Genomic DNA, 14,729 nt, shown 5'->3' on the forward strand with positions numbered 1-14,729 from the left:
ATAGCTTAATTGGTCTGTTTTTGCTTTTTATTACATATTTAGTAAAAATAGACATAAGAGTAAACTTGACTGTTAACTTTAAGTGTGATACTTTATAGAAAGTCACAAAAAACAAAGGATGTAAGAAATGAAACAAAATATTGATAATCAAAAATTTGAAGGACTTGGAGCATTTGAAATAAGTTTTGAAATGTTAAAGTTAGCAGAAAAAAATGAAAAGAATAATATCTTTTTAAATGCAGGTAGAGGTAATCCAAATTGGATAAACACTAAAGCTAGATTAGCCTTCAGTAAATTAGTAGAATTTGGAATAAAAGACTCATTGAGAACCATAAATGAAGCAGACATGGCAGGTTACACTCAATTAGTAGGTATCAGAGAAAGATTTGAAGCTTTCTTAGAACCAGAAGAAAATGAAACAGATCAATTTTTAGAAGATGCAATAAATTATTTAAAAGATGATTTATCTCTAGATTTAGATGAAACTATAAAAGAACTAGTAGATGGAGCAATCGGTAATAATTATCCAGTACCAAGTAGATGTTTAAAAAACAGTGAAATAATACTTAATCAATTTTTACAGTCAACACTTTACAATGGGGTAGAACTTGCTGACAAAACACAAGTATTTCCAACAGAAGGAGGAACAGCTGCAATAGTATATTTATTTAATTCATTGAAAAGAAATAAATTAATAAAACCAGGGGACAAAATTGCAATCAACACACCTATATTCACACCGTATTTACAAATACCAGAACTTGCTGAATATGAATTAGAAGAAGTGTTTATCTCATCAACAGCAGATAATGATTGGGATATATCAATAGAAGAACTAGATAAATTAGCAGATCCTGATATTAAAGCCTTTTTTATGGTTAATCCATCAAATCCAGGTTCAAAAGCATTATCAGAAAAAGCATTAAATGAAATAAAAAAAGTAGTCGAAAAAAATAAAGATTTAATGATAATAACAGATGATGTCTATGGAACATTTGTAGATGAATTTCAAACAATATATAGTGTAGTACCATACAACACAATTTTAGTATACTCATACTCAAAACTATATGGAGCAACAGGTTGGCGAGTTGGTATGATAGCAATGAATGAAGATAATGTCTATGATAAATTAATATCTGATTTAAGTGAAGAAGATAAATCACTGTTAGATAAAAGATATGATATTGTAACTCATTCAGTACAATCTATGCCTTTTTTAGAAAGAATAGTAGCTGATAGTAGAGCAGTAGGTTTATACCATACATCAGGGTTATCTACTCCTCAACAAATAATGGAAGTACTATTTTCATTAACACACCTAGTAGCAATTAAATTAGATAAAAAAGATAACTATATTAATGCATCAAATGAATTAGTATACAAAAGATATGAAGACTTGCATGCAGCAATGAAATATCCTGGAGATGATACACCTTCAAATGCTAAATACTATTCACTAATAAATATATATGATCTAGCTGAAACAAAATATGGAAAAGAGTTTAGAACATATTTAGAAAATAACATTGAGCACATCGACTTTCTACTTAATTTAGCAAATAAAAATGGAGTAGTGTTAATGGATGGCGTAGGTTTTGGATCAGCAGAAGGAAATTTAAGAGTTTCACAAGCTAATTTACCTACAGAAGACTATCATTTAATAGGAAAACAAATAATAGTAATGCTAAAAGAGTATTATGATGAATTTTCTAATAAAAAAGAAAAATAAACAAAGTTAATAAGTTTACAACAAAGCTGTATTATTATAATATAAATTATAATTGCAGCTTTTTTAGATATTGCAAAAAAGGAGATTAATAATGCAAACATTTTTAATAACAAACTTAATAGCTTTTATAAGTACAAACCTAGACAATATTTTTATAGTAACTTTATTGTTTGCACAGGCAAAGAATAAGAAAGATAACCAAGAAATAGTAATTGGACAATATGTAGGAACACTAGTTTTATTAACAATAAGTATTTTTGCATCTTATAGCTTAAGTTTACTTAATACAGATATGATAAAATATTTAGGAATAATTCCCATCATACTAGGGATAAAAACATGGTTAGATTATAAAAAAGAAAACGATAATAAAAAAATAAATAAAGCAAATACTTTTGTGAAAAACAAAAATACTGCTAAAAATCACAATCAATTAATAAATGCAATACTATTAACCATTGCAAATGGTGCAGATAATCTAGGTATTTACATACCACTTTTTAAAGACTACACAAAACCAGAATACATAATAATGATAATTATATTTATAGTAATGATTGCGATATCATGTTTAATAGGATACAAACTTGCAAGTTTTCCAATAATAAAAGACAAATTAGAAAAATCAAAACACATTATTATACCAATAGTATTTATCTTGTTAGGTCTATATATCATCTTTAAGTAAGAACAAATATAATGCACAAGTAATAACTATAAAATTCATTTAGATAGACTGCCTAAAAAACACTATAAAATAGTACTATTTAATATCTAAATAAAAATTGAAAATATGATAAATATAGGAATTAAACCGTTTTTAGCGAATTAAATATATCAAATATTTCTAAATATATAATTGTAAACATATAACATTTTTATATAGTAAAGATGTTATAGATATAAACTATTTAAATAAATAATAAAATAATTCTTGTATTTATCTTCTTTGATGTGTTAAGATACTAGTGGTAATAAAAATGACCTGACTGGGATTCATGAATACAATAGTAAGATACCAGTCTAAAAAGGGTATTTTTTTTTGCAAAAAAATAGGGAGGTAGTTTACATGAGTTTACTGAATCTAAATGATTTTACAAAAAAAGAAATAATAGATTTGCTTGATTTAGCCATTGAATTTAAAAATGGTAAAGAAGTAGATTTCAAAATGAAAAAAGTAGTATGTAATTTATTTTTTGAACCAAGTACTAGGACACATTATTCTTTTGATATGGCGGCTAAAAGGCTGGGTTGTCAAACTATTAATTTTAATCCTGACTCTAGTTCGCTTGAGAAAATGGAAACATTCTATGATACAATTAAATTTTTTGAATCGATAGAGCCTGATGCTTTAATTATTCGTTCAAAAATTGATAATTACTATAAACAACTAAATAATATAAAGATCCCAATCATTAATGGTGGCGATGGTGTTAGTAATCACCCAAGCCAATCACTATTGGATTTATTGACTATTTATGAAACATATAATCGAATCGACAATTTAAACATTTTAATTGTTGGTGATATTAAACATTCAAGAGTAGCTCATACCAATATTGATATTCTAGAAAGACTAGGTAATAAAATATACCTATCAAGTCCAGAACCATTTCAAGAGAAGGATCTTTTTTTTGAAGACTTAGATAAAACAATACCTAAAGTAGATGTAGTAATGCTACTTAGAGTACAATTTGAAAGACATGCACATAAGTTTGAAATAGATAAAGAAGAGTATTTAGATAAATATGGACTAAACCAAAAAAGATACAATATGATGAAAGAAAATGCTATTATTCTACATCCAGCACCATTCAATAGAGGCATTGAAATAGCTAGTGAATTAGTAGAGGCACCAAAATCAAAAATATTTGATCAAATGAATAATGGACTTTATTTAAGAATGGCGGTAATTTACAATGAACTTAAATAAATATATCTTACAAAATGCTGATGTATATTTAAATAATAAAATTGAAAAGTTAGATATTCAAATAGAAAATGGAATAATAGTTAAAATCGCAAATAAGATAGAAGATAATAACAATATAAAAGTTATCGACTGCAAGAACAAATTGATAACTACTAGTTTCATAGATCCACATGTTCATTTTAGAACACCTGGGTATGAACACAAAGAGGATTTAGAAACAGGAAGTATGGCAGCTTTAAAAGGTGGATACTCACATGTGTGTGAAATGCCAAATACTAATCCAGTACTAGATACAGAATTAATGATAAATAAGCATCTGAAACACATTAAGAAACAAGCAATTATTAAAATCCGACCATTTAGTGCTGCAACAATATCACTAGCAGGACATGTACTAGTTGATATAGATAACATAAGTAAATATGATATAGCTGGATTTAGTGATGATGGTAAGGGAATTCAGAATAAAGAAATAATGAAAGAACTTTTAATAAAAGCTGGACAAAATAATAAACTTGTAAGTGCTCATTGTGAAGATGAAGAACAATTTATTAATGGAATGGGTGCTTTTAATGAAGGTAATACAACACAAAAAAATAATATGATTGGCATTAATAATAAAAGTGAATGGGTGATGATCCAAAGAGACATTGACATTATCAAGGAAATACATAATAAACATCCATATCAATATCATATTTGTCACATGTCAACAAAAGAATCATTAGATATATTAAAAGAAGCTAAAAAAGCAAACTTGAATGTTACTGCAGAAGTTACACCACACCATTTAATAAGTGATGATAGTGAAATAGATGTTACAGATAGCAATTATAAAATGAATCCACCACTTAGAAATAAAAAAGATGTACAAGCAATGATTGATGGATTAAACCAAGGAATAATACAATGTATTGCAACTGATCATGCACCTCATAGCGAAGCAGAAAAAAACCAAGATGTAAATGATGCACCATTTGGAATAATAGGTTTAGAGTTAGCCTTCTCATTATTAAACACCTATTTAATCAAGACCCAAAAAGTAACATTGGAAACAATATTAAAAGCAATGATAGACAATCCACAAAAAATATTTAATATAGATAATAGTTTAAAAGTGGGCAACAAGGCATATCTAAATATAATAGATTTAAACAAAGATGTAGTATACACAAAAGAAAATATCAAATCAAAATCAAAAAACACCTTTTATTTAAACAGAGAGTTAAAAGGAAAAATAGAAAAAACAATATTTGAAGATAAAATATATAACTGGTAGAAACTAAATTAATTTGGAGGAAATATAACATGGCAAAAAGAACAGATCTTAAGAAAATTTTAGTAATCGGAAGTGGTCCAATTGTAATTGGACAAGCAGCAGAGTTTGACTATGCAGGAACACAAGCATGCTTAGCACTTAAAGAAGTAGGATATGAAGTAATTTTAATTAATTCAAACCCTGCAACAATTATGACAGATAAAACAATGGCTGATAAAGTATATATGGAACCATTAACATTAGAATACATTTCAAAAATAATAAGAAAAGAAAGACCAGATGCAATAATTCCAGGACTTGGTGGGCAAACAGGACTAAACATGGTAGTGGAATTGGACCAAAAAGGTGTCTTAGAAGAATGCCAAGTTGAAGTTTTAGGAACAAGTTTAGATTCGATAAACAAAGCTGAAGATAGAGAATTATTTAGACAACTATGCTTAGATATAGATGAACCAATAATTGAAAGTGAAATAGCACATAGTGTTGAAGAAGCAGTAGTATTAGCTAACAAAATAGGTTATCCAATAGTTTTAAGACCAGCCTTTACACTAGGTGGAACTGGAGGAGGATTTGCTTACAATGATGAAGATACCAAAACAATATCACAAACAGCTTTAAGTCTTTCACCAGCACATCAAGTACTAGTAGAAAAGTCATTACTAGGGTATAAAGAAATTGAATTTGAAGTAATAAGAGATAATCAAGATAAAGCTTTAGTAGTATGCGATATGGAAAACATCGATCCAGTAGGAATTCATACAGGAGATAGTATAGTAGTTGCGCCAACCAAAACATTAGCAGAAGATACTCTAAAAATGTTAAGAACTGGAGCAATAAAAATGATTAAGGCATTAAAAATTGCTGGTGGTTGTAATATACAATATGCTTTAGATCCACATTCAAACAAATACTTTGTAATAGAAGTAAACCCAAGAGTATCAAGATCAAGTGCATTAGCTTCAAAAGCAACATCATATCCAATAGCACGAGTTACAACACTTGTAGCAGTTGGTTACAACTTAGAAGAAATAGCCTTACTAGATAGTGATGCTTCAAGAGCACCTCAAGTAGACTATACAGTGCTTAAAGTATCAAGATTTCCATTTGATAAGTTCTTTAGTGCAAATAGAAAACTTAGTACTCAAATGAAAGCAACAGGAGAAGTAATGTCAATTGCTAATTCATTTGAAGAGGCATTATTAAAATCATTAAGATCATTAGAATACAACTATGATTATCTAGAATATAAACAAGGTAAAAATGAAACTAGAGAAGACTTATTAAATAGAGTGAAGTATGCCGATGATGAAAGAATATACATTATAGGAGAACTATTAAGAACAGGAACTAGTGTTCAAGAAATATGTGATTTAAGTCAAATAACACCTTGGTTTATTGAAAAAATCAACGAAATTGTTCAATATGAAAAAGAAATTAAACTAGATAAAGCAAGTATTGAAAAAGCTAAAAAATTAGGAATGTCAGATATAGTTATAGCTAATGTATTAGGTGTTAAAGAAGAAGAAATAAGAGAATTTAGAAAAGAAGCAAAAATAAAACCAGCTTATAAATTTGTTGATGCTTGTAACATAAAAGAGTTTGTACCATACATCTATTCTTCATACAACACAACAGACGATAATGAAATATCTAAAAATAAAAAAATAATCGTACTTGGTTCAGGACCAATTAGAATAGGTCAAGGAGTTGAATTTGATTATTCAACAGTACACTGTATTCAAACGATAAGAAAACATGGCTATGAAGCAATAGTAATCAATAATAATCCTGAAACAGTATCGACAGACTTTACATTCTCAGATAAATTATACTTTGAACCAATTACGACAGAAGATGTCTTAAACATTGTAGAAATTGAAAAACCACTAGGTGTCATAGTACAACTTGGAGGTCAAACAGCAATTAACTTAGCAAATAGTTTAGCAAGTAATGGAGTTAAAATTTTAGGTACAAGCACAGAAGCAATTGATAAAGCCGAAAATAGAGACCTATTTGAAAAACTACTTGAAGAAAACAATATTAAACAACCAAAAGGACATGCGATTTCAGATTTAGCTAAAGGGACAAAAGTAGCAAATGAGATTGGTTATCCAGTATTAGTAAGACCTAGTTTTGTACTAGGTGGTCAGTCAATGAAAATAGTCTATAATGATAAAGATCTATTAACATATTTAAATAATGTAAAAGAAGTATCAATTCAAAAGCCAATCTTGATTGATAAATATATAAAAGGAAAAGAAGTAGAACTTGATGCCTTATGTGATGGTGAAAATATCCTAATACCTGGAATAATGGAACATATAGAAAAAACAGGAATTCATTCAGGAGATTCAATTAGTGTATATCCAACCTTCTCAATAGAACAAACAGTTATCGATAAAATAGTAGAAATAACTAAAAAAATTGGATTAGCATTAAATATTAAAGGTCTTTATAACATTCAATTCATAGTTGATGAAAACAATGTAGTGTATATAATAGAAGTAAATCCAAGAGCATCAAGATCAGTGCCATTTATCTCAAAAATAACAAATGTTAATATTTCAGCACTAGCAACAAGAATAATGCTAGGAGAAAAACTAGAAAATATTTCATTATGGACAGGATTACTTCCAGTATCAACCAAAAAATACTATGTAAAAGCACCAACCTTCTCATTCTCAAAAATATCTGGATTAGATATAAACCTAGGCCCAGAGATGAAATCTACTGGAGAAGCAATTGGTTATGATAAAACATTGAATCTTGCATTATATAAAGCACTTCAAGCTAGTGGAATGAAAATAAAAGATTATGGAACAATTTTTATCACAGTAAATGATGCTAATAAAGCAGAAATGCTACCAATAGCTAAAGGATTCTATAACTTAGGATTTAATATAGTTTCAACTGAGGGAACAGGAGCATACTTAAAAGAAAATGGTATGAAAGTAAAAGTATTTACTAAAATATCTCAAGGAAGTAACGAAATCTTAGACTGGATTAAAAATGGATATATAAAATATATTATTAATACAACAAACAATCAAAACAATGATAGTGAAAGTGATGGTTATATAATTAGAACAAATGCAGCGATAAATAATATAACAACATTTACAAGTTTAGATACTGCAAATGTATTACTTAGTGTATTAGAAGAAAGAGGGATAAAAGTTGACACAATCTAAAACTGAAAAAATCAAAGTAATAAGCAATAAGCTTATTGCTTTGAATACTTATAAAATGGTATTTGAAAAACAAATAAATGCGAAACCAGGACAATTTATTAATATAAAATTAGATAATCACTATTTGAGAAGACCAATCTCTATTTCAATCATAAACGAGCAAAATTTTGAAATAATTTATAAGATTAAAGGACAAGGAACAAAAGATTTATCAAATATAAAAGAAAATGAATATTTAGATATCCTTTATCCTTTAGGTAATGGTTTTGAGCTTGTTGAAAACAAAAATATACTTTTAATAGGTGGAGGAGTTGGTATCCCACCACTATTAGAATTATATAAACAATTAAAAAATAATAATGAAGTTAAACTACTAATAGGAATAACTAACTTAGCAGAGAATGCTTATACAGAATATAATCCTTTGATAGCAACAATTGAAAAAAGCGTTGAATTTCAAGGAAATATAATTCAATATTTAAAAGCAAATCCACAAATAAAATATGATTATATCTATTCATGTGGACCAATGCCAATGTTACAAGCAATTCAAGAATATGTAAAAGTTGATGGACAAATATCAATAGAAGAAAGAATGGGTTGTGGTTTTGGAGCATGTATGGGATGTAGTTGTAAAACAAAAGATAATAGCTACAAAAGAATCTGTGTTGAAGGACCAGTATTTAAAATAGGGGAGTTGAACTTAAATGATTACTAAAATAAACTTACCAGGACTAGAATTAGATAATCCTATAATTCCTGCAAGTGGTACATTTGGCTTTGGCCATGAATTTATGCAATTTTATGACATTAACATTTTAGGTAGCATTAGTTTAAAAGGTAGTACAATAGAGAGTCGTTATGGCAATCCACTACCAAGAATTGCAGAATGTGAAAGTGGAATGATAAATGCTATAGGTTTACAAAATCCTGGCGTTGAGAAAGTAATCAATGAAGAATTAGTAAAGTTAAAAAAAGTGTATCATAAAAAAGTAATAGCAAATGTTGCAGGATCAACAATAGAAGATTATATACAATGTGCTCAAGCTTTTGACAAGGAAGAGATGATAGGAGCACTAGAAATAAATGTCAGTTGTCCAAATGTAAAATGTGGTGGCATAGCATTTGGAACAGATCCAAAAATGTTATATAAACTTGCAAAAAAAATTAAAGAGTCAGTTTCAAAACCAGTCTACATAAAGCTTAGTCCTAATGTCACTAACATAGTAGAATTAGCACTAGCTTGTGAAAGAGCTAATGTAGATGGCTTAGTAATGATAAATACCTTAATAGGAATGAAAATAGATTTAAATACTAAAAAACCAGTAATACATAATAAAATGGGGGGCTTTTCAGGACCTGCAATTAAACCAGTTGCAATAAGAATGATCTATCAAGTTGCTCAAGCAACAAAATTGCCAATAATAGGATGCGGGGGCGTAAAAAATGCCTATGATGTAATTGAAATGATGCTTGCAGGAGCAAGTGCAGTACAAGTAGGAAGCGAAAATTTAATAAATCCATATGCCTGCCAGGATATAATTTTAGAACTAGAAAAAGTAATGAAAGAATTAAAGATAGACGATTTAAATGATATTATTAAAGGAGCACTAAATGAGTAATAAAGATGTAATAATAGCACTTGATTTCAACAGTGAAAAAGAAACTTTAGAATTTTTAGACAATTTTAATTATCCAATATATGTAAAAGTAGGAATGGAACTTTTCTATAAACAAGGTCCAAGTATAATTGAAAAAATAAAAGCAAATAACCATAAAATATTTTTAGATTTAAAAATACATGATATTCCAAATACAGCAGCCAAAGCAATGAAATCATTAAGTGAATTAGATATAGATATGGTAAATGTCCACTGTGCTGGTGGAATTGAAATGATGAAAGCAGCTAAAGCAATGTTGAATAATGAAAAAACAATAATTATTGGTGTTACAATGTTAACAAGTACATCACAAAAAGTAATGAATGAAGAATTATTAATACCTTTAAAAGTCCAAGATGTTGTACTAGCATATGCTAAAAATGCAAAAGAAGCAGGGCTAGATGGAATAGTTTGTTCACCTTTAGAAGCTAAAGAAGTACATGAACAACTTGGAAAAGATTTTTTAACTATAACTCCAGGTATAAGATATAATGCAGGTCAAGATGATCAAATTAGAGTCATGACACCTCAAAAAGCAAAAGAAGAAACATGTGATTACATAGTAGTTGGTAGACCAATTACGCAATCAAGTAATCCTAAAGAAATGTATGAAAAGATAAAAGGAGAGTTTATTAATGAATAATATAAAAGAAATAATAGCTAAACAATTATTAGAAATAAAAGCAGTATTTTTAAATCCTAAAGATCCATTCACATGGGCTAGTGGTATAAAAAGTCCAATATATTGTGATAATAGAATTACCTATTCATATCCAGAGACAAGAAATGTAATTGAAAATGCCTTTGTTGAAATGATTAAAGAAAAATACTCTGATGTTGATTGTATAGTTGGAACAGCTACAGCAGGAATAGGACATGCAGCAATCATTGCCCATATTTTAAATAAACCTATGGCCTATGTTAGAGCAAGCAGTAAAAAACATGGTAGACAAAACCAAATTGAAGGAAAAATAGCTGAAAATGCGAAAGTACTTGTAGTAGAAGATTTAATATCAACAGGGAAAAGTTCATTAGAATGTGTAGAAATACTTAAAGAAAATAAAATTGAAACAGTAGCAGTAATTGCAATATTTACATATCAAATGAACAAAGCAAAAGAAAACTTTGCACAAGCAAATATAAAAGTAGAAACTTTAACAGATCTAGATACTTTATTAGAAGTAGCAAGCATAAATAACTACATTGAGACAAGTGATATTAATAGAATAAAGAAATTTAGAGATAATCCTAGTGATGAAAGCTGGATTATGTTATAACTTATACATGTTAGTGTGTATATTGTACATTTTACTCATCTAATTATTGCCTTTTATTTTAAATAACCATATAATAAAATGAGAAATTATTTAGCTAGAGAAGGGAATGTTAAAATGTATATAATTGTAATTTGTACGTTGTTAATTATCCTAGTAACTGTTATTGTAACAATTACTAATAGCAATGATATATTAAATGATTTAAACAAAATGTTTGATAATAAAAGTACAGAACTTAATAATAAATTAATAAGAATAGAATTAGAGCTTAGCAAAAATCATAATTTTGATATAAGCAAACTTAAAGATGTTTCAATTGAAGAAAAAGCAGTTGTACTTTATGAACTAGCATGTTTAAAAAATGATAATAAAAATAAACTAAAATTGAAAGATACAATACAAGAATATAATAGCTTTATTGATTTTTATCAAGAAGAAGTAGAAAATAATTCAACACCAGTTTTAGAAGAAAAAATAATTAAAATGAATAAAATTGTACTAAAAAAGCAAGCTGATAAATAGCTTGTTTTTTAAATAAGTGTAATAAAAATAATATATTAATGAAGAATAATCAAAAAATAGACAAACTATAGTTTAATAATAGAAAATCTTTGACTTTTCAATTAGCAAACAATATAATTATAGTTGTAACAGTAAGGAGATGTAATAGAGTGACCTTAAATATAAGTAAAAAAAGATTGGCTGTTTTAATTGTAGAATTATTAATAATTGTATGGCTATTTTTTCAACTAGGGCAACTAATAAATTTAAATGCACATGATAATTTAGATTTAAATACAAGATTAATAATTTCAATGGTATTTTTTGCTAGAATATATCTGTTAGTAAACATAAAAGATAATCAAATTAAAGATCAAAACAAAAATATTATTAGAGGTTTATTTTTAATAGGATTTGTTCTTGTAACAATACCAACAACACCAATAGTTAACTACATAGGGCTTGCTTTATACATATTGATAAGCATAGTTTCATTAACATGGAAATACAAGGGTATAATATATATACTAGATAAAATCGAAACATATAGAAATGCTAATAAAGCATATAGTAGTGTAATAATGTACTATTCAGCTTTTTTAATCTTTATGATAATTAGTATAATAGCTAGAGAGTATACAGTAACGTATTTATTATTTTTAATACTATTAATATGTTTTGCGGGATTCCTTTCTTATTCATACTTAAACAAATGTAAAGTAAGTGACAAACAAAAATACTATCTTATTGCAATAACAGTAGCTACATCATTATTTTTAATCATTCAAAAATATGTTGATTTTAATATAATAGTTTGTGTAGGAATGATTGTTTTGCTAAGTATTATACCAATAGTAAAAATAAAAAACGATTACTTTATCGATGTAGAATTATATAATGAAGAAAGATGGCCTACAGTAACATTAATCTAAAAAAAGACTTAGAAATATGATAATTTCTAAGTCTTTTATTATAATTAAAAGTTTTGAGCAAAACCATTTAAAAATGCAATAACATCGTTAATATATTCAGGTTTAACATTTTCAAGAATTTTTTCATTCAATTGATCAGATATATCTTTGCTTCGATTACTAGTAACTAATTTATTAATAACCTCTTTTTGCGCCTCAACATTTTCAGTTTCGGTTCTATCAATAATGTAATCATGAATTTGTTTGTGATTTTCATCCATCATAAAACACCCTTTCTCATATCTAATTGAATAATATCATTGAAAAAAGCAAAAATAAAGCAAAACACTCTAATAAACGCATGACAAAACATTTATAAACAAAACTATTTCTTATAAATCAGATTAAATGTTATAATAAATAATATCAAGGAGGGATTAACATGAATAATAATGTAAAAAATAAATTTGGATTTTATGCAGTCGTTTTTTCAGGTGTTTTAACAGTACTAGTACTAATAATGGCGGTAATGGTATTACAAACATCTAATACAGCAAATTTTCAAGATGCATTAAAAGCACAATTTGATTCGTTTGGAATTGATATTTCTACTTATGGATTTACAATGAGTGAGCTAATAAGTGCAATGAAACAGGCAATGTTGTTATTTGTAGTCTATTTAGGTGCAATATTTATCTGTGGAACATTTGGCTATCGTAACAACAATCCTAGAGGATTTTTAGCGGCTTTCATCTTGAGTATATTGTTTACAATCTTTATGGTGTTCAGTAGTTCAATGGTTATGATGATGATTTCAGTAGCCTTAACAACTATGTATTATTTTGCTTATAAATTCAGTAAATTTATTAAACAAAATAGTAACAGTATCATAAATACAACAAATGAAGAAAAAACAGTAATAGATATTGATGCTGAATAGGATAGTCATAGACTATCCTATTTTTAAAAAAGGAGATAATTAAAATGGAGAAAAAAGCAATCTTGATAGGAGTAGGTACCTATCCTAAAAAATTAGAAGAAAGCATGTGGGAATTAAGAAATCTAGCAAAAGCAAATAATATATCATTAGCAGAAATAATTACACAACCATTACAAAAGCCAAATAATGCTACCTACTTTGGAAAAGGGAAAATCCAAGAAGTGTGTAAAATAATAGATAATGATAAAAGCATAAATTATCTAATAGCTAATGATGAACTTTCACCATCACAAGTGCGAAATATTGAAGAATTATTAACAAGAGAAGATGTAGTAATAATAGATAGAACTCTATTAATATTAGATATATTTTCACAAAGAGCAAGAACTAGAGAAGCTAAACTACAAGTTAAAATAGCTTTATTACAACATGAACTAGCTCATCTAGTATCTAGTGATGAAGGATATGATCAACAACGAGGTGGAGGTACATCAAACAGAGGTTCAGGAGAAAAGAAGATAGATACTGATAGAAGAGTACTTAATAAAAAAATACAAGAATTAAAAAAAGAAATAGAACAAAGTGAAGTATCTCGTTTTGAACAAAGAAAACAAAGAGTTAATACAGATAAATATTTAGTTTCACTAGTAGGATATACCAATGCAGGTAAATCTACATTAATGAATAAACTAATCAGTGAAGATGAATCTAAAAAAGTCTTTGAAAAAGATATGTTATTTGCAACTTTAGCAACATCAGTTAGAAAAATGTTTCTTCCAAATCACCGTGAAATACTATTAAGTGATACTGTTGGATTTATTGAAAAGTTACCACATAGTTTAGTCAATTCATTTAAAACAACCCTAGAAGAAGCAATAGAAGCAGATTTGTTATTACATGTAGTAGATTATTCTAATCCACAATATGAAAGTCAAATAAAAGTAACAAATCAAACATTAAAAGAAATTGGAGTAAGTGATCAAACTAAAATGATTTACATTTACAACAAAGCAGATAATGTAAAAAAAGCAAAATATCCAACTTTTGAAAAAAATATACTAACAATAAGTGCCAAAGAAGATACTAGCATTGAAATGTTAAAAGAAGTAATTCAAAATAGCTTATATCCAAACAACAAAACATATAATGTTGTAATACCATACAATATGTACAAAGATCTTGATTATTTCATAAGAAATGTTAATGTTTATGAAATGGATGATAGTGAAGAAGGGGTAGTTTTAAAAGTAGATCTAACACAAGAAGAAGCAGATACTTATAAAGACTACATTAAAAGTGAATAG

At 27.4% G+C, this 14,729-nt stretch carries 14 protein-coding genes; 13 read left to right on the forward strand and 1 reads right to left on the reverse strand.

Features of this window, described 5'->3' with window-relative positions:
* The first annotated feature begins 127 nt into the window (after window positions 1–127).
* From ACD762_RS02970 to ACD762_RS03020, 11 genes are all read left to right on the forward strand, one after another.
* Window positions 128–1,732: a bifunctional aspartate transaminase/aspartate 4-decarboxylase gene (locus ACD762_RS02970; protein ID WP_423364373.1), complete on the forward strand. Its 1,605-nt coding sequence runs from the start codon at window positions 128–130 to the stop codon at window positions 1,730–1,732.
* 91 nt (window positions 1,733–1,823) lie between these two features.
* Window positions 1,824–2,420, forward strand: a complete 597-nt coding sequence (locus tag ACD762_RS02975) for a cadmium resistance transporter (protein WP_423364375.1) — start codon at window positions 1,824–1,826, stop codon at window positions 2,418–2,420.
* Between the two features lie 381 nt (window positions 2,421–2,801).
* Window positions 2,802–3,665: an aspartate carbamoyltransferase catalytic subunit gene (locus ACD762_RS02980; protein ID WP_423364376.1), complete on the forward strand. Its 864-nt coding sequence runs from the start codon at window positions 2,802–2,804 to the stop codon at window positions 3,663–3,665.
* Window positions 3,652–4,944 (forward strand): dihydroorotase, encoded by a 1,293-nt coding sequence (locus ACD762_RS02985; protein ID WP_423364377.1) that lies wholly within the window; start codon window positions 3,652–3,654, stop codon window positions 4,942–4,944. The genes ACD762_RS02980 and ACD762_RS02985 overlap by 14 nt, the downstream gene beginning before the upstream one ends.
* Before the next feature lie 29 nt (window positions 4,945–4,973).
* Complete coding sequence (gene carB / locus ACD762_RS02990; RefSeq protein WP_423364378.1) at window positions 4,974–8,135, forward strand: carbamoyl-phosphate synthase large subunit; 3,162 nt, start codon at window positions 4,974–4,976, stop codon at window positions 8,133–8,135.
* On the forward strand, window positions 8,122–8,853 hold the full coding sequence (locus ACD762_RS02995) for a dihydroorotate dehydrogenase electron transfer subunit (protein ID WP_423364379.1): 732 nt from the start codon (window positions 8,122–8,124) through the stop codon (window positions 8,851–8,853). The genes carB and ACD762_RS02995 overlap by 14 nt, the downstream gene beginning before the upstream one ends.
* Complete coding sequence (locus tag ACD762_RS03000) at window positions 8,843–9,757, forward strand: dihydroorotate dehydrogenase (protein ID WP_423364380.1); 915 nt, start codon at window positions 8,843–8,845, stop codon at window positions 9,755–9,757. Before ACD762_RS02995 ends, ACD762_RS03000 begins: the two co-directional genes overlap by 11 nt.
* Window positions 9,750–10,439 (forward strand): orotidine-5'-phosphate decarboxylase, encoded by a 690-nt coding sequence (gene pyrF / locus ACD762_RS03005; RefSeq protein ID WP_423364381.1) that lies wholly within the window; start codon window positions 9,750–9,752, stop codon window positions 10,437–10,439. Before ACD762_RS03000 ends, pyrF begins: the two co-directional genes overlap by 8 nt.
* On the forward strand, window positions 10,432–11,073 hold the full coding sequence (pyrE, locus tag ACD762_RS03010; protein WP_423364382.1) for an orotate phosphoribosyltransferase: 642 nt from the start codon (window positions 10,432–10,434) through the stop codon (window positions 11,071–11,073). The genes pyrF and pyrE overlap by 8 nt, the downstream gene beginning before the upstream one ends.
* A gap of 78 nt (window positions 11,074–11,151) precedes the next feature.
* On the forward strand, window positions 11,152–11,595 hold the full coding sequence (locus ACD762_RS03015; RefSeq protein ID WP_423364383.1) for a hypothetical protein: 444 nt from the start codon (window positions 11,152–11,154) through the stop codon (window positions 11,593–11,595).
* Window positions 11,596–11,744: 149 nt separating this feature from the next.
* A complete protein-coding gene (locus ACD762_RS03020) occupies window positions 11,745–12,506 on the forward strand; it encodes a hypothetical protein (protein WP_423364384.1) in 762 nt (253 codons plus the stop codon).
* Between the two features lie 44 nt (window positions 12,507–12,550).
* Here the strand turns inward: ACD762_RS03020 and ACD762_RS03025 are convergent, their stop codons facing one another.
* Complete coding sequence (locus ACD762_RS03025) at window positions 12,551–12,766, reverse strand: hypothetical protein (RefSeq protein ID WP_423364385.1); 216 nt, start codon at window positions 12,764–12,766, stop codon at window positions 12,551–12,553.
* 161 nt (window positions 12,767–12,927) lie between these two features.
* Between ACD762_RS03025 and ACD762_RS03030 the strand changes: the two genes are divergently transcribed.
* Together ACD762_RS03030 and hflX are read left to right on the forward strand one after the other, a co-directional pair.
* Window positions 12,928–13,425: a hypothetical protein gene (locus tag ACD762_RS03030; RefSeq protein WP_423364386.1), complete on the forward strand. Its 498-nt coding sequence runs from the start codon at window positions 12,928–12,930 to the stop codon at window positions 13,423–13,425.
* Window positions 13,426–13,469: 44 nt separating this feature from the next.
* Window positions 13,470–14,729, forward strand: coding sequence for a GTPase HflX (gene hflX, locus ACD762_RS03035; protein ID WP_423364387.1), 1,260 nt, complete (start codon window positions 13,470–13,472; stop codon window positions 14,727–14,729).

The sequence above is a fragment of the Mycoplasma sp. P36-A1 genome (assembly GCF_049478495.1).
GTDB lineage: Bacteria > Bacillota_I > Bacilli_A > JAJDGJ01 > JAJDGJ01 > P36-A1.